Source organism: Microbacterium sp. M, assembly GCF_045181065.1.
Lineage (GTDB): Bacteria > Actinomycetota > Actinomycetes > Actinomycetales > Microbacteriaceae > Microbacterium.
In genome coordinates this window covers 1,732,016-1,749,165 of sequence record NZ_CP173721.1, presented here as the reverse complement: position 1 = coordinate 1,749,165, position 17,150 = coordinate 1,732,016, and the positions used below count along the sequence as shown (strand labels likewise).

The 17,150-nt window shown below is 68.8% G+C and carries 14 protein-coding genes, 1 tRNA gene and 1 other RNA gene; 8 read left to right on the top strand and 8 right to left on the bottom strand.

The annotated features are described in order from the left end of the window. Positions 1–30: 30 nt before the first annotated feature. From ACI7YT_RS08385 to ACI7YT_RS08370, 4 genes are read right to left on the bottom strand one after another with little or no spacing between them, the layout of a single operon-like run. Positions 31–942, bottom strand: coding sequence for a diacylglycerol/lipid kinase family protein (locus ACI7YT_RS08385; protein ID WP_406250153.1), 912 nt, complete (start codon positions 940–942; stop codon positions 31–33). A gap of 35 nt (positions 943–977) precedes the next feature. Beyond that, positions 978–3,956 carry a bifunctional [glutamine synthetase] adenylyltransferase/[glutamine synthetase]-adenylyl-L-tyrosine phosphorylase gene (locus tag ACI7YT_RS08380; protein ID WP_406250152.1) on the bottom strand — a complete coding sequence of 993 codons (2,979 nt, stop codon included), beginning with the start codon at positions 3,954–3,956 and terminating at the stop codon, positions 978–980. A gap of 6 nt (positions 3,957–3,962) precedes the next feature. Next, positions 3,963–5,300: a glutamine synthetase family protein gene (locus ACI7YT_RS08375; RefSeq protein WP_406250530.1), complete on the bottom strand. Its 1,338-nt coding sequence runs from the start codon at positions 5,298–5,300 to the stop codon at positions 3,963–3,965. Positions 5,301–5,308: 8 nt separating this feature from the next. After that, positions 5,309–5,503, bottom strand: a complete 195-nt coding sequence (locus ACI7YT_RS08370) for an SPOR domain-containing protein (protein ID WP_406250151.1) — start codon at positions 5,501–5,503, stop codon at positions 5,309–5,311. 68 nt (positions 5,504–5,571) lie between these two features. On the opposite strand from ACI7YT_RS08370, the gene ppgK reads away from it, so the two are divergent. Further along, positions 5,572–6,318, top strand: coding sequence for a polyphosphate--glucose phosphotransferase (ppgK, locus tag ACI7YT_RS08365; RefSeq protein ID WP_406250150.1), 747 nt, complete (start codon positions 5,572–5,574; stop codon positions 6,316–6,318). A 141-nt stretch (positions 6,319–6,459) separates the two neighbouring features. Here ppgK and rnpB read toward each other — a convergent pair. The 4 genes from rnpB to ACI7YT_RS08345 form a co-directional block, all read right to left on the bottom strand. After that, positions 6,460–6,820, bottom strand: an RNA gene (gene rnpB, locus ACI7YT_RS08360) — RNase P RNA component class A. A 14-nt stretch (positions 6,821–6,834) separates the two neighbouring features. Then, positions 6,835–8,520 carry a bifunctional 3'-5' exonuclease/DNA polymerase gene (locus ACI7YT_RS08355; protein ID WP_406250149.1) on the bottom strand — a complete coding sequence of 562 codons (1,686 nt, stop codon included), beginning with the start codon at positions 8,518–8,520 and terminating at the stop codon, positions 6,835–6,837. Positions 8,521–8,541: 21 nt separating this feature from the next. Continuing rightward, entirely contained in the window at positions 8,542–9,273 is a 732-nt protein-coding gene (locus tag ACI7YT_RS08350) for a zinc ribbon domain-containing protein (RefSeq protein ID WP_406250147.1), read from the bottom strand. Positions 9,274–9,316: 43 nt separating this feature from the next. Continuing rightward, the gene (locus ACI7YT_RS08345; RefSeq protein ID WP_406250146.1) at positions 9,317–9,688 is read right to left on the bottom strand and encodes a YchJ family protein; all 372 of its coding nucleotides are present in this window, start codon (positions 9,686–9,688) and stop codon (positions 9,317–9,319) included. A gap of 52 nt (positions 9,689–9,740) precedes the next feature. Here ACI7YT_RS08345 and ACI7YT_RS08340 point away from each other — a divergent pair, with 52 nt between their 5' ends. The 7 genes from ACI7YT_RS08340 to ACI7YT_RS08310 all read left to right on the top strand — a co-directional run bounded on the left by ACI7YT_RS08340 (position 9,741) and on the right by ACI7YT_RS08310 (position 17,094). Further along, positions 9,741–10,580: an aldo/keto reductase gene (locus tag ACI7YT_RS08340; RefSeq protein WP_406250145.1), complete on the top strand. Its 840-nt coding sequence runs from the start codon at positions 9,741–9,743 to the stop codon at positions 10,578–10,580. 25 nt (positions 10,581–10,605) lie between these two features. After that, positions 10,606–10,681 (top strand) — tRNA-Val (locus ACI7YT_RS08335). Between the two features lie 140 nt (positions 10,682–10,821). After that, positions 10,822–13,548 (top strand): pyruvate dehydrogenase (acetyl-transferring), homodimeric type, encoded by a 2,727-nt coding sequence (gene aceE, locus ACI7YT_RS08330; RefSeq protein ID WP_406250144.1) that lies wholly within the window; start codon positions 10,822–10,824, stop codon positions 13,546–13,548. Positions 13,549–13,579: 31 nt separating this feature from the next. After that, the gene (locus ACI7YT_RS08325; protein WP_406250528.1) at positions 13,580–14,773 is read left to right on the top strand and encodes a PucR family transcriptional regulator; all 1,194 of its coding nucleotides are present in this window, start codon (positions 13,580–13,582) and stop codon (positions 14,771–14,773) included. Between the two features lie 85 nt (positions 14,774–14,858). Then, the gene (locus ACI7YT_RS08320) at positions 14,859–15,779 is read left to right on the top strand and encodes an ACP S-malonyltransferase (protein WP_406250143.1); all 921 of its coding nucleotides are present in this window, start codon (positions 14,859–14,861) and stop codon (positions 15,777–15,779) included. After that, positions 15,776–16,777 (top strand): beta-ketoacyl-ACP synthase III, encoded by a 1,002-nt coding sequence (locus tag ACI7YT_RS08315; RefSeq protein WP_406250142.1) that lies wholly within the window; start codon positions 15,776–15,778, stop codon positions 16,775–16,777. The genes ACI7YT_RS08320 and ACI7YT_RS08315 overlap by 4 nt, the downstream gene beginning before the upstream one ends. 68 nt (positions 16,778–16,845) lie before the next feature. Beyond that, positions 16,846–17,094 carry an acyl carrier protein gene (locus ACI7YT_RS08310; RefSeq protein WP_017830435.1) on the top strand — a complete coding sequence of 83 codons (249 nt, stop codon included), beginning with the start codon at positions 16,846–16,848 and terminating at the stop codon, positions 17,092–17,094. Positions 17,095–17,150 lie beyond the last annotated feature (56 nt).

The following is a 17,150-nucleotide window of genomic DNA, read 5'->3' as shown; positions in this document are numbered from 1 at the left end:
GCATCCTTGCAGGGCACTCCGACATCGCCGTCAGAGCACCTTGATCGCGGCCGGCTGGACGCGGACCTTGAACGCCGAGACCTCGCCGATCTCCTCGCCATCGATCTCGAAAGCCAGCGGCGACTCCAGTTCGACGCTGATGCGCTCCGCGGTCACGTGACTGGTGGAGTCCGTGCTGACGGCGACGGCCTCGCGGTCGAAGATCCGCCGGATGCCGTTGTCCCACACCACCGAGCGCACCGTGTCCATCCACTGCAGCGCGCCGTCGGCGCTGACCAGCAGCAGATCCAGGCGGCCGTCGTCGAGCCGTGCGTCCGGCAGCAGGCGGATGCCGCCCTGCACCATCCCGCAGTTCCCGATGAGCATCGTGTGTCCGCGCACCTCCTGGGCGTCGTCGTTGTCGATCGTCAGCGTGATGCCCGTCATCTCGGTGCCGGCCAGTGCCCGCCCCATGGCCTCGACGTAGGCGAGCCATCCCGCCCGCTCCTTCAGATCGTCGTCCGTCTCGACGAGCATCTGGGCGTCGACGCCGAACCCGACCATCACCGCGAACGCATGCTCGGCACCGTCCAGCTCGACCCAGCCGAGATCGATCGGCGTGGCGTCGTCTGCCGCGATCCGCTCCAGCGCGGCAGGAATGTCGTCCAGCGGCACGTCGAGGTTGCGCGCCAACAGATTGCCCGTTCCGCGCGGAACGATGCCGAGCGCGGCATCCGAACCGGCCAGGGCCTCCGCCACGGCACGCACCGTGCCGTCGCCTCCGACCGCGAGCACCGTGTCGCATCCCGCTGCCAGCGCTTTCTCCGCCATCCCCCGCCCTGGGTCGTCGACGCTGGTCTCCCACCATTGCGCCTGATCGCCGAACGCCGCGTCGACGGCCTCCCGCAGGTCCGCTTCTTCGACCTTGGACGGATTCCAGACGACGCCGATCTTCTTGCTCATGGTCTCAGCCTGGGTGCAAGCACGCGATATGGCAACTATCCGTAGAACAGCTCTTCGAAGACACGCCGTGCACGACGAGTCACACCGAGATAATCCTCCTCGACCTCGGTCGCCGATCGGTCGGGATAGCCGAGAAGACGGCCGATCCCGTCCAGTTGGCGACGGTCGGAGGGCAGCACATCGCTGGTCTGTCCGGTGAGCAGGGTGATGGCGGAACGCAGCCGACTCGCGAGGCGCCATGCCTCCCGGAGGCGATCGGCCCCGTCGGCCGGCACGAGATCGGCCGCGACCGCGGCATCCAGAGCCTGCAGCGTCGAAGTCGTGCGCAACCCGACCACCTCGGAGGCGTGCTGCAACTGGATCAGCTGGACGAGCCACTCGACGTCGCTGAGCGAACCGGGACCGAGCTTGAGATGCCTCCGCGGGTCAGCGCCCTGCGGCAGGCGCTCCCCCTCGACGCGGGCCTTGATGCGCTTGATCTCGCGCAGGCCCTGCAGATCCACCTGCTCCGGGTAACGGACGCTGTCGGCGAGCCGCATGAACTGCTCGATCAGTGTCGCGCTGCCCGCGACGCCCCTGGCGCGCAGGAGCGCCTGCGCCTCCCATGACAGGGACCAGCGCCGGTAGTACTCCGCATATGCGTCGAGTGTGCGCACAACGGGCCCGTTGCGGCCCTCGGGCCGGAGATCGGCGTCGAGGTCCAACGGCACGCGCTGATCAGTCAGGTGTTCGCGCAGCCCGTTGACGAGCTTGACCGCGAGCTGCTGCGCACGCTGCGGTTCGACGTCGTTCGCCTCGTAGACATAGAGGATGTCGGCATCCGATCCGAAACCCAGCTCGGCTCCGCCGAAGCGGCCCATCCCGATCACGGCGAAGTCGAGGCTGTCGTCCTCGGGCGACACGACCTCGCGTCTGACCGCGCGCAGACCCGCCTGGATCGTCGCATCCGTGATGCCCGTGAGCGCTGTCGCGATCTCCTCGATCGTGAGGACGTCCAGCACCGCCCCCATCGCGGTGCGCAGCAGTTCTCGACGTCGAAGGCTCCGGACGGCACGCAGTGCGTCCGCCGTCTTCTCGTGTCGTGTCTGGATCGCCCGCGCCTCCTCATCGAGTGCCGACTCGGGACGCGGCCGTAGCGAGTCAGCGCTGTCCAGCCAGGCCACCGACTCCGGGATCCACTCCATCAGTTCGCCGACGTAGCGCGATGACGACAGGAGCCGAGTGAGGCTCTCGGCGGCGCCTGAGGAGTCCCGCAGCATCCGCAGGAACCACGGGGTGTCGCCGAGTCGCTCGCTGATCCGTCGGAAGGCGATGAGTCCGTAATCCGGGTCGGTGCCGTCCGCGAACCAGCGCACCATGACGGGCATGAGATGCCGCTGGATGGTCGCCTTGCGGCTCAGGCCGTTCGTGAGGGCGCCGATGTGGCGCAGCGCTCCGGCCGGGTCGCGGAATCCGATGGCGGCCAGACGGTCGTGCGCCTGCTCGGTCGAGAGGCTGCGTTCCTCCTCGGGAAGCGAGGCGACCGCGGTGAGCAACGGCCGATAGAACAACCGAGTGTGGATGTCGCGGACCTCGCGACGGACCCGCTCCCACAGTTCCCACACGCCAACGCCGGAATCGGCGAGACCTGTCGCCCGCGCCAGCACGCGCCTGCCCTCGTCGGTTCGCGGCATCAGGTGGGTGCGGGAGAGCTCTCTGAGCTGCAGACGGTGCTCGAGCAGGCGCAGCGTCCGGTAATCGTCGGCGAACGTCCCGGCGTCGGCCCGCCCGATGTAGCCGCCATCGACCAGCGCGTCGAGGGACTCCAGCGTGCCGCGCGTACGGATGCGGGAATCGGTGAGGCCGTGCACGAGCTGGAGCAGCTGCACCGTGAACTCGATGTCACGCAGCCCTCCTTCGCCGAGCTTGATCTGGTAGGCCGCATCCGCAGGGTCGATGTGCGCGGTCACGCGCTCGCGCATGCGCTGGACGCTGTCCACGAAGTTCTCGCGGGCGGCGCTGGACCAGATCTTCGGCTGCACCGCTTCGATGTACGCCGCACCGAGTCCGGGGTCGCCGGCGAGCGGGCGGGCCTTCAGCAGCGCCTGGAACTCCCAGCTCTTCGCCCACCGGTCGTAATACGCCAGGTGCGAGGCCAGCGACCTGACCAGCGCGCCCTGCTTGCCCTCGGGGCGCAGCGCGGCATCCACCTCCCACAGCGGCGGCTCCGCCTCGATCCCGGTCAGCCCGCGCATGGTCTCACGCGCAAGGCGCGTGGAGATGTCGATCGCCCGGCTCTCCTCGACGATCTCCTCGTCCGCGGTGCCTCCGACGAAGATGACATCGACGTCGCTGACGTAGTTCAGTTCTCGAGCGCCGGCCTTGCCCATCCCGATGATCGCGAGCTGCGTCGCCGCCACGGCATCGCGCGACGTCGTCGATGCCAGCCTGGCGCGCGCGACGGCGAGCGATGCCTCCAGTGCCGCCCCGGCGGCATCGGCGAGCCCGGCGCTGACCGCCGGAATCAGATCCGCCGGTCGAGGATGCGACACATCCGCGATCGCGATCCGAGCGAGCTCACGACGGTAGGCGACGCGAAGCCGCACCCACGCCTCCTCGTCGGCGGTGTCCGCGAAGCCGTCGACCGCGCCGACGGCTGCCAGCATCCTGCTGCGCAGTCGCTCGGCATCCGGTACGCCGACGTCCGGCTCCCCCAGCACATCGAGCGCGTCCGGATGCCGGAGGAAGAAGTCCCCCAGTCCGATCGACGCACCCAGCAGCCGCCACACCCGCTCACGGGTCTCGTCGACGCGCAGCAGCGCGCTGATGGCCGCGCCGTCGCGTCTGGCGATGCGGAGCATCCCCGCTGCCGCGGCATCCGGATCCGCACCGGCCCCGGCGCCGTCGAGCAGCGCGCCGCGGTCGATGCCGGTGAGCTCGGCGAGTTCGGTGAGGGCCTGCGCCGCGGCGCTGAGTTCAGTGAAGCCCAGGCGCGCCAGCGCAGACAGCGAGACGGAGTCGACCGGCCGTGCCATGCGCGGTCAGAGCAGCTCGAGGTTGCTCTTCAGCTCGAACGGCGTCACCTGGCCGCGGTAGGCCTCCCACTCCCGGCGCTTGTTGCGCAGGACATAGTTGAACACCTGCTCCCCCAGCGTCTCGGCGACGAGCTCGGAGGCCTCCATGTACTCGAGCGCATGATCCAGGCTCGCCGGCAGCGCCTCGTAGCCGAGCGCCCTGCGCTCGGCGTCGCTGAGCGCCCAGACGTTGTCCTCGGCCTCCGGCGGCAGGTCGTAGCCCTCCTCGATGCCCTTGAGCCCGGCCGCGAGCATGAGCGCGTACGCCAGATACGGGTTCGCCGCCGAGTCGATGCCGCGGTACTCGATGCGCGACGAACCGCTCTTGTTGGGCTTGTACATGGGCACGCGCACGAGGGCCGACCGGTTCGTGTGTCCCCACGTCACGAAGCTCGGGGCCTCGTCGCCACCCCACAGACGCTTGTACGAGTTCACGAACTGGTTCGTGACGGCAGCGATCTCGTTCGCGTGCTTGAGCAGGCCCGCGATGAACTGCCGTCCCGTCTTGGAGAGCTGATACTGCGCGCCCTCCTCGTAGAAAGCGTTGCGCTCGCCCTCGAAGAGCGACATGTGCGTGTGCATGCCGCTGCCGGGGTGGTCGCTGAGGGGCTTCGGCATGAAGGTGGCGTACACGCCCTGCTCGATCGCGACCTCTTTGATGACGGTGCGGAACGTCATCACGTTGTCCGCCATCGTGAGCGCGTCCGCATAACGCAGATCGATCTCGTTCTGACCTGGTCCGCCCTCGTGGTGGCTGAACTCGACCGAGATGCCCAGGTCCTCCAGCATCCGCACCGACCGGCGTCGGAAGTCGTGCGCCGTCCCGCCTGGCACGTTGTCGAAGTAGCCGGCGGAGTCGACCGGCACCGGGCCCTCCGGCCCGAAGGTCGACGACTTCAGCAGATAGAACTCGATCTCCGGATGCGTGTAGAACGTGAACCCGGCATCCGCGGCCTTGGCCAGCGTGCGCTTGAGCACGTGCCGCGGATCGGCGACGGCCGGCTGGCCGTCCGGTGTCGTCAGGTCGCAGAACATGCGAGCCGTCGGATCGATCTCGCCGCGCCACGGCAGCGTCTGGAACGTGGTCGGGTCCGGCTGCGCGAGCAGGTCGGACTCCGAGGTGCGCGTGAGGCCCTCGATCGCCGACCCGTCGAAGCCGATGCCCTCGGCGAAAGCGCCCTCGACCTCGGCCGGCGCGATCGCGACCGACTTCAGCGTGCCGATGACATCCGTGAACCAGAGACGGACGAACTTGACGCCGCGCTCCTCGATCGTGCGCAGAACGAAGTCCCGCTGCTTGTCCATGCCCATGGTCAGGAGTCCCAGCCGTTCTCCGCGGCTTCCTCTTCGGCCCACGCCGCCGCCCGCCGCTTGACGACCTCAGGCGCGTTCTTCGCCTCCTCGGCGGTGTCGAAGGGACCGATGCGGTCCGTCGAAGGCGAGATCATGCCGAATTCGACCTCGCCGGTCACCGAGTTGAACCAGTACTTGTGATCGTTGTCCGGCATGGCGGTTCCCTTCGTAAGCGACTGTCACGATCCTACTGTCGGTCGGGCTCCTGGGTAGGCTATTGCTCATGGCAAAAGCGATCGGCGTCGACATCGGCGGCACAGGCATCAAAGCAGGCATCGTCGACCTCGAGCACGGCACCATGGCATCCGATCGGGTGCGCGTTCCGACGCCCGAAGGCGCGTCGCCGCAGGATGTCCTGAACGCGGTGCAGACCGTTCTGAAGACCCTCGATGTGCACGAGTCCACCCTCCCCCTCGGCGTGGCGTTCCCCGCGATCGTCAAGCGCGGCAAGACGCTGTCCGCCGCGAACGTGTCGAAGGAGTGGATCGACTTCGACGCGGAGCAGTTCTTCCGCGACGGGCTCCAGCGCAACATCGTGTTCGTGAACGACGCCGACGCGGCCGGTGTCGCTGAGGCGCGCCACGGTGCGGCGAGGGACGTGATCGGTCTCACCCTGATGACCACCCTCGGCACCGGCATCGGCTCGGCGTTCCTGTACAACGGCGTGCTCGTCCCGAACACCGAACTCGGACACCTCAACTACGGCTCCTACGAGTCCGTCGAGCATTGGGCGGCGACCTCGGCACGCGAGCGCGAAGGCCTCACATGGGAGCAGTGGGCCGAGCGTCTGCAGGAGTTCTACTCCCACATCGAGTTCCTCTTCAGCCCTGACCTGTTCGTGGTCGGCGGCGGCGTCTCGAAGAACGCGAGCGACTTCCTCCCGCTGCTGGATCTCAAGACGCCCATCGTCCCGGCGATCCACCGCAACAACTCCGGCATCATCGGCGCGGCCTCGCTCGCCGGCGATTGATCCCCACGCCCACTCCCGACAGCGCTTCGCGCTGCCGCGAGCCTCTGGGCGCGTGGCCCCTCTCGAGCGAACCGCGCCAGAAGCTGACGACCTCGGCCCCGGCATCCTGTTTCGGATGCCGGGGCCTTCGACGTTCTGAGGTGAATGGGTCGGCCTGTACGCCGGGTTCTGTTCCGGGGTTCTTCGCCCCTTCGACGGTCATCTCTCTCGGCGACACGTTGCCGTGGCGCTCCAGCGGTCTACCCGAGGACTCGGCGAGCCGCGTCATCATCCTCTGTCTGACCTTGCTCCGGGCGAGGTTTACCTGGCGGGCCGTGTCACCACGGCCCCCGGTGGTCTCTTACACCACCCTTTCACCCTTACCGGGCCGAAGCCCGGCGGTCTGCTCTCTGTGGCACTTTCTCGCGGATCGCTCCGGGTGGGTGTTACCCACCGCCCTGCCCTGTGGAGCCCGGACGTTCCTCGGTGCGGTCTCCCGCCACGCGACCGTCCGGCCGGCCCATTCACCTCACCAGTCTACTTCTCGGCGGTCTCAGCCTCTCGCAGGTCCAGGGGGACATCCAGCGGGAACGAGCCGAACAGCCGCTCCGTCGCGACGGCGGCGGCTTCCCTGACGGCATCCGCCGCCTGCTCGGCCGATTCGGCAGGCACATGCAGGATCACCTCGTCGTGCAGGAAGAAGGCCAGATGCGCCGCGAGCGCGAAGGGCCCGGATGCCGTGGCGGGCGTCGCAGCGGCGGGCAGTGCCCGCAACCGGTGACGGATCTCTGCCAGCCAGATCAGCGACCACTCCGCCGCTGTGCCCTGCACGATGAAGTTGCGGGTGAAGCGACCGCGATCGCGTGCACGGCGCTGCGCCTCGCGGACGACCGCCGCAGTGGCGTCAGCGCCGCTCGCCGCCGCCTGCATGGCCAGCCAGGCCGGCGGAGGCTTCGGAGAGGAGCGCCCGAGCCAGGTGGAGACGACCCCGCCGTCCTCCCCCGTGCGAGCCGCGTCGTCCACGAGTCGCATCGCCTTGGGGTAGACCTTGCGCAACCGGGGCACGAGGCGCCCGCTGTCTCCCGTGGTGGCGCCGTACATCGCGCCGAGCACGGCGTACTTCGCCTCGTCGCGGGTGGCCACCGCTCCGGATTCCACCACGCCGGCGTAGAGGTCACTTCCCCGAGCGGCCTGTGCCATCGCCTCGTCGCGTGCCATCGCGGCCAGCATCCGCGGTTCCAGCTGTGCCACGTCGGCGACGATCAGCCTCCATCCCGGATCCGCGCGCACGGCGGGGCGGAGCATGCGCGGCAGCTGCAGTGCTCCCCCGCCCGCGGACGCCCATCGGCCCGTCACGACGCCTCCGGGGATGTAGACGGGGCGGAACCTGCCGTCCTGCACCCAGTCGGCGAGCCAGGTCCACCCGTTGGCGCTGAGCAGCCGTGCGAGCTTCTTGTACGCGAGCAGGGGCGCGACGGCGGGGTGATCGAACTCCGCCAGCTCCCACCGGCTCGTCGACTCCGCGAGCACGCCGACGCGGTGCAGGGCACGCAGCAGCTTCTGCTGACTGTCGAGGTTCACCTGCTCGTCGCCCAGTTCGGCGCGCACGCGCTGCGCGAGCTCGGCCATTCTCGCCGGCACGCCACCCGTGCGCCGCTCACCGAGAGCGTCCACGAGGATGCGGTCGTGCGTCACGGCGTCCCACGGCAGTCCACCGGCCCGCATCTCCGCGGCGACCAGTCCACCGGCCGACTCGGCGGCGCACAGCAGCGCGAGCCGTCCATCAGGAGCGCCGCTCAGGGCACGCAGCTGCGCCCCGTACTGCTGCAGGATCTCTTCGACCGGATCCTGTTCGGTCTCGGCGATCAGGGCGTCGAACAGGGTCGGCTGTTCGACCTCCGTCGTCGTCGGCATCCACATGCGCGAGGCGGCGAGAGGCTCCGCGAGCAGCGCCGTATCGCGCAGGATCGCATGGCACAGCACGAGATCGTGTGTGCGGCCGAGTCGCGCACCCGCATGCAGCAGACGCGGATAGACCTCCCGCGCGCTGCGGATCACCCACCGAGGCGATGATGTCTCCTCGACCGAGGCGATCCACACGTGCGCGTCGTCACGCGCGAGCGTTCGACGCTCCAGTTCGGTGCCCTCGGCATCCAGCTCGACCGCGGTGTACGCATCGCCCGTCTCGACGAGCGCGATGCGCCGCTCAGCGCTGCGCGACACCGTGCCGGGCGCGCAGGGGCGTCACAGCCCGGATTCCTCAGTGCGCACGAGGATGCAGCCGCACTCGGGGCACGACATGACCTGGTCGGCTGGTGCCTGCCGCATGGCCAGGAGGTCGATGCCGGACAGCACCATCCGGCATCCTTCGCAGGTCCCTGCGCGCAGCAGGGCCGCGCCCGTCGTCCGCGCGGCCCGCCGAGTGTAGTCCGCGAGGAGTGCGGCGTCGATGCCGGCCACGATCGCGGCGCGATCGCGGGCGAGATGCTCGCCTTCCGTCGTGGCGGCCGCGACCCCGGCCTTCGCCTGCGTCGTGAGCTCGGTGCCCTCAGCGGTGGTCGCATCGATCAGCGTCTGCTGCGCCGCGACGGCCGCTTCCGCCTCCTCCACGCGCGCCATGACCTCGAGCTCCTGATCCTCGAGGGCGCTGGTGCGCCGGACGAGACTGGCTAGTTCGCTCTCGAGCGCCTGCGCGTCCTTCGGGTTCGTCACGACGGCCAGTCGCTCGGCGTCGCGGGCACGGCGCTGCTCGACCACGGCGACATCCGACTCGAGACGGCGCAGCTCTGCCACCGCGTCATCTCGCGTCCCTGCCAGTGCGGTGAGCTCACGCAGCTGCGTCTGACGGAGGGCGGAGAGCTCGTTGATGCGGGCGGCGTTCGCCGGCTGGGTGCGCGCGCGCTCGGCCTTCTTTATACGGCGATCCAGGTCGGCGACATCGAGAAGGAGGCGCTGCTGTTCGGGGCTGGCGTTCACGTTCCCAACCTAGTCGCTGTCGGCGACATCCGCCGCGGCGGGGTCAGCCGGGCTCACCGTCCACGTATAGCCACTCGCGTCCCTCCCGAACGAACCGACTGCGCTCGCGCATCGAGCCAGCGACCCCCGCCTCCCGGAAGAACGCCTCGAACAGCACGACGCCCTCGCGGTCGAAGGGGCCGCCCTGCGCGGTCTCGAGGATGTCCAGGCGCGTCCACCGGATGTCGTCATCGAGTTCCAGCCGAGCCGGGCGCGTCGAGGGATGCCAGGTGCGCAGCAGATGCGCGGCGTCGCCGCGGGCGAACGCCGTGAAGCGCGATCGCATCAGGCGCGCGGCCGTCGGCGCGGCGCCACCCGCCAGCAGCGGACCGCAGCAGTTCTCGAAGATGTCGCCCGAAAGGCAAGGACAGCGCATGGATCCATTGTCCTCATTAGGCTGGACGAACGCGCTCGACGAAGGAGACTCGATGACCTCGCTGCCCACGTTCACCGCACACAACGGCTTCGCCCTGCCCGCCATCGGGCTCGGCACCTACGGTCTGAGAGGGGCGAGTGGAGCGGACTCCGTCGCCACCGCGATCGACGGCGGATACCGGCTGGTCGATTCCGCCTTCAACTACGAGAACGAGGGCGCCGTCGGGCGCGGCGTCGCGGATGCCGAGACGGACCGCGCTGCCGTCATCGTGACGTCCAAGCTGCCGGGCCGCCACCACTCGTCCGACAAGACGCCGTGGAGCATCGAGGAGAGCCGGTATCGACTCGGGCTCGACGCGATCGATCTGCATCTCATCCACTGGCCGAATCCGAGCCAGGACGAGTACGTGCAGGCGTGGGCGGCGCTCGTCGAGGCCCAGGACCGCGGCGTGGTGCGACAGATCGGCGTGTCGAACTTCCTCCCCGAGCATCTCGAGCGGCTCGAACGAGAGACCGGGGTGCTTCCGGTCGTGAACCAGATCGAGCTGCACCCTTACTTCCCGCAGACCGAGCAGCTCGCGTACCACCGTGAGCACGGCATCATCACCGAGGCGTGGAGCCCGCTCGGGCGTGCCAAGGAGCTGCTCGACGAATCGATCATCACGGAGATCTCATCCGCCCACGCCATCACGCCGGTGCAGACCGTCCTGGCCTGGCATGTGGCCCGCGAGGTCGTCTCGATCCCGAAGGCCTCTTCGCCCGAGCACCAGCAGAGCAATCTGGCCGCGGCATCCATCGTGCTCGCGGATGCCGAGATCGAAGCCATCACGGCACTGGGGCGCGCTGACGGCCGGCTCTTCGACGCCGACCCGCGCACGCACGAGGAGTCGTAACGGTCCCACTAGACTGGCAGCACCAGGGCCTTTAGCTCAGCTGGTAGAGCGCCACGTTTACACCGTGGATGTCGTCGGTTCGATCCCGGCAGGGCCCACCATCTCTCCGTCGCCGGTGTGCGCCGTGGTCGTGGAACAGGGCTAGGCTGTTGGCGGCGCGCGTTGTGCAGAGCCGACAAGGCTCCCCGTGTCGCTTCCCGTTTCCTTGGCAAGACCTGCCAGCTTGACGAAAGGCTCCACCGTGACCGTCCACGATCAGGATCCGTACTCCCAGGGCTCTCTCGACAGCGATCCGGAAGAGACCGGCGAATGGCAGCAGTCCCTCGACGAACTCGTCGACGCCAAGGGCCACGGCCGCGGGCGCGAGATCATGCTCAGCCTTCTCAAGCGCTCCAAGGAGCTGCACCTGGGTGTGCCGATGGTCCCCACCACCGACTACATCAACACGATCGCCACCGAGAACGAGCCGCAGTTCCCCGGCGACGAGGAACTCGAGCGCCGGTACCGCCACTGGATCCGCTGGAACGCGGCCATCACGGTGCATCGCGCGCAGCGCCCCGGCATCGGCGTCGGCGGTCACATCTCGACCTACGCCTCCGCGGCATCACTGTACGAAGTCGGCCACAACCACTTCTTCCGCGGGCAGGACCACGCCTCCGGCGGCGACCAGATCTTCTACCAGGGCCACGCCTCCCCCGGCATGTACGCCCGTGCCTTCCTCGAGGGGCGGCTCACCGAGTCCCAGCTGGACGCCTTCCGCCAGGAGAAGTCCGGAGCGCCCAACGGCCTGCCGTCCTACCCGCACCCGCGGATGATGCCGGAGTTCTGGCAGTTCCCGACCGTGTCGATGGGCCTCGGGCCGATCAACGCGATCTACCAGGCGATGACGAACAAGTACCTCGCCAACCGCGGCATCAAGGATGTCGCCGACTCGCACGTCTGGGCCTTCCTCGGCGACGGAGAGATGGACGAGGTCGAGTCCCGCGGCCAGCTGCAGGTCGCCGCCAACGAGGGCCTGGACAACCTCACCTTCGTGATCAACTGCAACCTGCAGCGCCTCGACGGCCCTGTGCGCGGCAACGGCAAGATCATGCAGGAGCTGGAGAGCTACTTCCGTGGCGCCGGCTGGAACGTCATCAAGGTCGTCTGGGGCCGCGAATGGGACGACCTGCTCGCCCGTGACACCGACGGCGCTCTGCTGAACCTCATGAACGTCACCCCCGACGGCGACTTCCAGACGTACAAGGCCGAGAACGGCGCCTACGTCCGGGAGAACTTCTTCGGCCGCGACGAGCGCGCCCTGTCCCTCGTGAAGGACCTCAGCGACGACGACATCTGGAAGCTGCGCCGCGGTGGCCACGATTACCGCAAGGTCTACGCGGCGTACAAGGCCGCCATGGAGCACAAGGGCCAGCCGACCGTCATCCTCGCGAAGACCGTCAAGGGCTACGGGCTCGGACCGCACTTCGAGGGCCGCAACGCGACCCACCAGATGAAGAAGATGACGCTGGAGGACCTCAAGCTCTTCCGCGACACGATGCAGATCCCGATCACGGATGCTCAGCTCGAGGCCGACCCGTACCGCCCGCCCTACTACCACCCCGGTGCGCAGGATGAGACGATCCAGTACATGCTGGACCGCCGCCGCGACCTGGGCGGATTCCTGCCGGAGCGCCGAAAGACCCACGTCGAGTTCGCCCTCCCGGAGGAGAAGGACTACGCGCTGCTGAAGAAGGGGTCGGGCAACCAGGAGGTCGCCACGACCATGGCGTTCGTCCGGATGCTCAAGGATCTGATGCGCGTGAAGGGCTTCGGCCAGCGCATCGTGCCGATCATCCCCGATGAGGCGCGCACGTTCGGCATGGACGCGTACTTCCCGACGGCGAAGATCTACAACCCGAACGGCCAGAACTACACCTCGGTCGACCGCGAACTGCTCCTGGCGTACAAGGAGAGCCCGCAGGGCCAGATCATGCACGTCGGCATCAACGAGGCCGGTGCGACTGCCGCCCTCACGGCCACAGGCACGTCGTACTCGACGCACGGCGAGCCGCTCATCCCGATCTACATCTTCTACTCGATGTTCGGCTACCAGCGCACCGGCGACGCCTTCTGGGCCGCCGCCGACCAGATGGCGCGCGGTTTCGTGATCGGCGCGACCGCCGGCCGCACGACACTCACCGGTGAGGGCACCCAGCACGCCGACGGCCACTCGCCGCTGCTCGCGTCCACGAACCCGGCGACCGTGTCGTACGACCCCGCCTTCGGTTACGAGGTCGCACAGATCGTGCAGTCCGGTATCGAGCGCATGTACGGCGGTTCGCACCCCGATCCCGACGTCATGTACTACCTGACGGTGTACAACGAGCCGATGAAGCAGCCGGCACAGCCCGAGGACGTGGATGTCGATGGCATCGTCAAGGGCATCCACCGCATCGCGGTCGGCGAAGGCGACGGGCCCCGCGTCCAGTTGCTGGCCTCCGGCGTCGGTGTGCCGTGGGCGCTGGAAGCGCAGGACCTCCTCGCCAAGGACTGGGACGTCGTGGCCGACGTCTGGTCGGTGACGAGCTGGACCGAGCTGCGCCGCGACGGCATCGCCGCCGACGAGCACAACTTCCTGTACCCCGCGGAGGAGCCGAAGGTCGCCTACCTGACACAGAAGCTTGCCTCCGCCGAGGGCCCTGTCATCGCGACGAGCGACTTCATGCACGCCGTGCAGGACCAGATCCGCAAGTGGGTGCCCGGCGATTACTACACGCTGGGCGCCGACGGCTTCGGCTTCGCGGACACCCGTGCCGCGGCTCGTCGCCACTTCAAGATCGACGGACCGTCCATGGTCGTCCGCGCCCTGCAGGGCCTGGCCGATCAGGGTCGACTCGACCGGTCGGTGATCGCCCAGGCGATCGAGAAGTACGACCTGCACAACGTCAACGCCGGCTCGAGCGGGAACGCCGGCGGCGAGAGCTGAGTCGGAGGTGACAGGCTCGTCCCCCGCCTCGATGGACAAGGCAGCGACGCTCGCGTGGCTGCGCCGGATCTCCGGCGACATCGCCACGGTGACGATCAAGCGCCTGGAGGACACCCTCCCCTGGTACGCCGACATGCCACCGGCCCGCCGCTCTGCGGTCGGGCTGGTGGCTCAGGCCGGCATCACGTCGTTCATCCAGTGGTACGACGACCCGACGTCGACGCCGTGGATCGCGGCCGACATCTTCGCCGCGGCCCCGCGCGAGCTCCTGCGCAGCGTGAGCCTGCAGCAGACCCTGCAGCTCATCCGCGTCACCGTCGAAGTCACGGAGGAGCGTGTCGCGGGCAAGGGCGAGCATCTCCGCGAGGCGATCCTGCTCTACTCCCGCGACGTCGCCTTCGCGGCTGCGGACGTGTACGCCAGAGCCGCTGAAGCCCGAGGACTGTGGGATGCCCGCCTCGAGGCGCTGGTCGTGGACTCGATCCTCACCGGCGAAGCCGATGAGGAGCTGCCGAGCCGCATCGCCGCCCTGGGCTGGCACGGTCATGGCGAAGTCTGCGTGATCGTGGGCACGACACCCGCGCAGTTCGACATCGATCAGGTCCGTCGCACCGCGCGCAAGCTCGCCGTCGATGTGCTCGTCGGCGTCCAGGGCTCGCGTCTGGTGCTCGTCGTCGGTCGAGCGCACGACGCCGGTCACGAAGGCGAAGACGACGAACTCGCCTTCGACGAGATCGCGACGCGCCTGGAGCCGTCGTTCGGCCCCGGATACGTCGTCGTCGGTCCGGCCGTCGCCGCCCTGGTGGATGCCGGGCAGAGTGCCCGCGCCGCGCTGGCGGGCTTCGCCGTCGCACGAGCATGGCGCGGCGCTCCACGGCCCGTGGAAGCCGATGACCTCCTGCCAGAGCGCGCCCTCGCCGGCGATCCGCTCGCGAAGCAGACCCTCATCGAGCGCATCCATCGTCCGCTGCAGGCGCACTCCACCGACCTCGTCACGACGCTGTGGAGTTATCTCGACAACGGACGCTCGCTCGAGGCGACCGCCCGTGAGCTGTTCGTGCACCCGAACACAGTGCGCTATCGCCTCAAGCGCGTGAGCGAGGTCATCGGCTGGGATGCCACAGGCCCGCGCGAGGCGCTCATCCTGCAGACGGCGCTCATCCTCGGCTCGATCGGCACGATCGAACCAGCCAGACGACGTACGAACCCCCGTCGTCCGCGCTGAGCCCTGTACGCCACACACAAGGGATCTTCGCAATCTTGTGAGAGATCCCCCACTATGTGCGGCGGATCGTTGGCAGACTGGACTGGTGATCGTCGTCGCCTGCCCCGGACAGGGCTCTCAGACCCCCGGCTTCCTCTCCCCCTGGCTCGAACTGGACGGCGTGGCCGATCGTCTCGCGGCGTACTCCGAGGCGGCGCAGGTCGATCTCGTCCGGCACGGGACCGAATCGGATGCCGAGACCATCCGCGACACCCGCATCGCCCAGCCGCTGATCGTCGCGGCATCCCTCATCGCCGGACAGGAGCTCGCGACGCGAGCCGGCCGTCGTGCCGACGGAATCGCCGGGCACTCCGTGGGTGAGATCGCCGCCCTCGTCGGCAGCGACGTGATCGATGCCGAAACCGGCATGCGCCTGGTCGGCATCCGAGGACGGGCGATGGCGGACGCGGCAGCGCAGGAGGCGACCGGCATGAGCGCCGTGCTCGGCGGTGACGAGGAAGCGCTGCTCGCCCGCCTGGCAGAACTCGACCTCGCCCCGGCCAATTACAACGGCGGTGGCCAGATCGTCGTCGCCGGCTCCCTCCCCGCCCTCGCGGCCCTCGCCGAGGAGCCGCTGCGGGGCACGCGCGTGATCCCGCTGCAGGTGGCCGGAGCATTCCACACGCCGTACATGCAGTCGGCCGTCGAGACGCTCCAGGATGCCGTGTCGGCCGTCCCGGCATCCGATCCGGTTCTGAAGCTGTGGACGAACCGCGACGGCTCCGTCGTGACGGACGGCGCACGCGCCCTCGAGCTGCTGGTCGGCCAGGTCGCCTCCCCAGTGCGCTGGGATCTGTGCATGAACTCGTTCGTCGAGAACGGCATCGCCGGACTCATCGAACTCGCGCCGGCCGGCGCGCTCACAGGTCTCGCCAAGCGCGGCCTCCGCGGCGTGCCGACCGTGGCAGTGAAGACCCCCGAAGATCTCGACGCAGCGGTAGAGCTGCTGAACGGAGCAGCCGCATGACCGCCACTCTGCAGCAGGTGACAGGCCCCGCCTACACCCGCATCTACGCCTTCGGTGCGGCCCGGGGCGAGCACGCCGTCCCCAATGAGGACATCATCGAGCCGATCAACTCGAGCGACGAGTGGATCCGCCAGCGCACCGGGATCATCACCCGTGCCCGCGCCGTCGCCGAGACCGATGCGATCGACCTCGCCACGGATGCGGCCGCAGAGGCGATCGAGCGCAGCGGTGTCGACGCGGCCGACGTCGACCTGGTGATCGTCGCCACCATCAGCAACCCGAAGCAGTCTCCGTCCGTGTCGGCCATCGTGGCCGACCGCGTCGGCGCGAACCCGGCTGCCGCCTATGACATCAACGCGGCATGCGCCGGATACGCGTACGCCGTCGCGCAGGCCGACGCCCTCATCCGCGCGGGCGCTGCGCGCTATGCGCTCGTCATCGGCACCGAGAAGCTCTCCGACGTCATCGATCCCACGGATCGCAGCATCTCGTTCCTGCTCGGCGACGGCGCTGGAGCGGCGCTCATCGGCCCCAGCGAGACGCCGGGCATCTCACCGGCCGTGTGGGGTTCCGACGGATCCAAGGCCGACGCTGTGGGCATGAACCACACGCTGACGGAGTTCCGCGACGGCGTCGCCCCCTGGCCGACGCTGCGGCAGGAGGGTCCGACCGTGTTCCGCTGGGCGGTCTGGGAGATGGCCAAGGTCGCACGCGAGGCGCTCGATGTCGCCGGTATCGAGGCGGCGGACCTCGCCGCGTTCATCCCGCACCAGGCGAACATGCGCATCATCGACGAGTTCGCGAAGCAGTTGAAGCTGCCGGAGACCACCGTGATCGCACGCGACATCGAGACCACAGGCAACACCTCGGCCGCATCGATCCCCCTCGCGAGCCACCGCCTGATGGCCGAGCATCCCGAACTGTCCGGCGGGCTCGCGCTGCAGATCGGCTTCGGCGCCGGCCTCGTCTTCGCGGCGCAGGTCGTCGTCCTCCCCTGATCCGTGCCCGTGGTTCTCTAGACTGTTCCACGGTTCCGATAACAACCCGCTAGAAAGAGGAAGACCACATGGCTTTCACCAACGATGAGGTCCTCGCCGGCCTCGCCGAGCTCATCACCGACGAGACGGGCATCAACGCCTCCGAGGTCGCGCTCGAGAAGTCCTTCACCGACGACCTCGACATCGACTCGATCTCGATGATGACGATCGTCGTCAACGCCGAGGAGAAGTTCGGCGTGACCATTCCCGACGACGAGGTCAAGAACCTCAAGACCGTCGGTGACGCGGTCAGCTTCATCGTCGCCGGCCAGGAGTAAGACCTGACGGATGCCACTCCCGCCGTCAGCGGGCGTGGCATCCTCCGGCTTGCGCC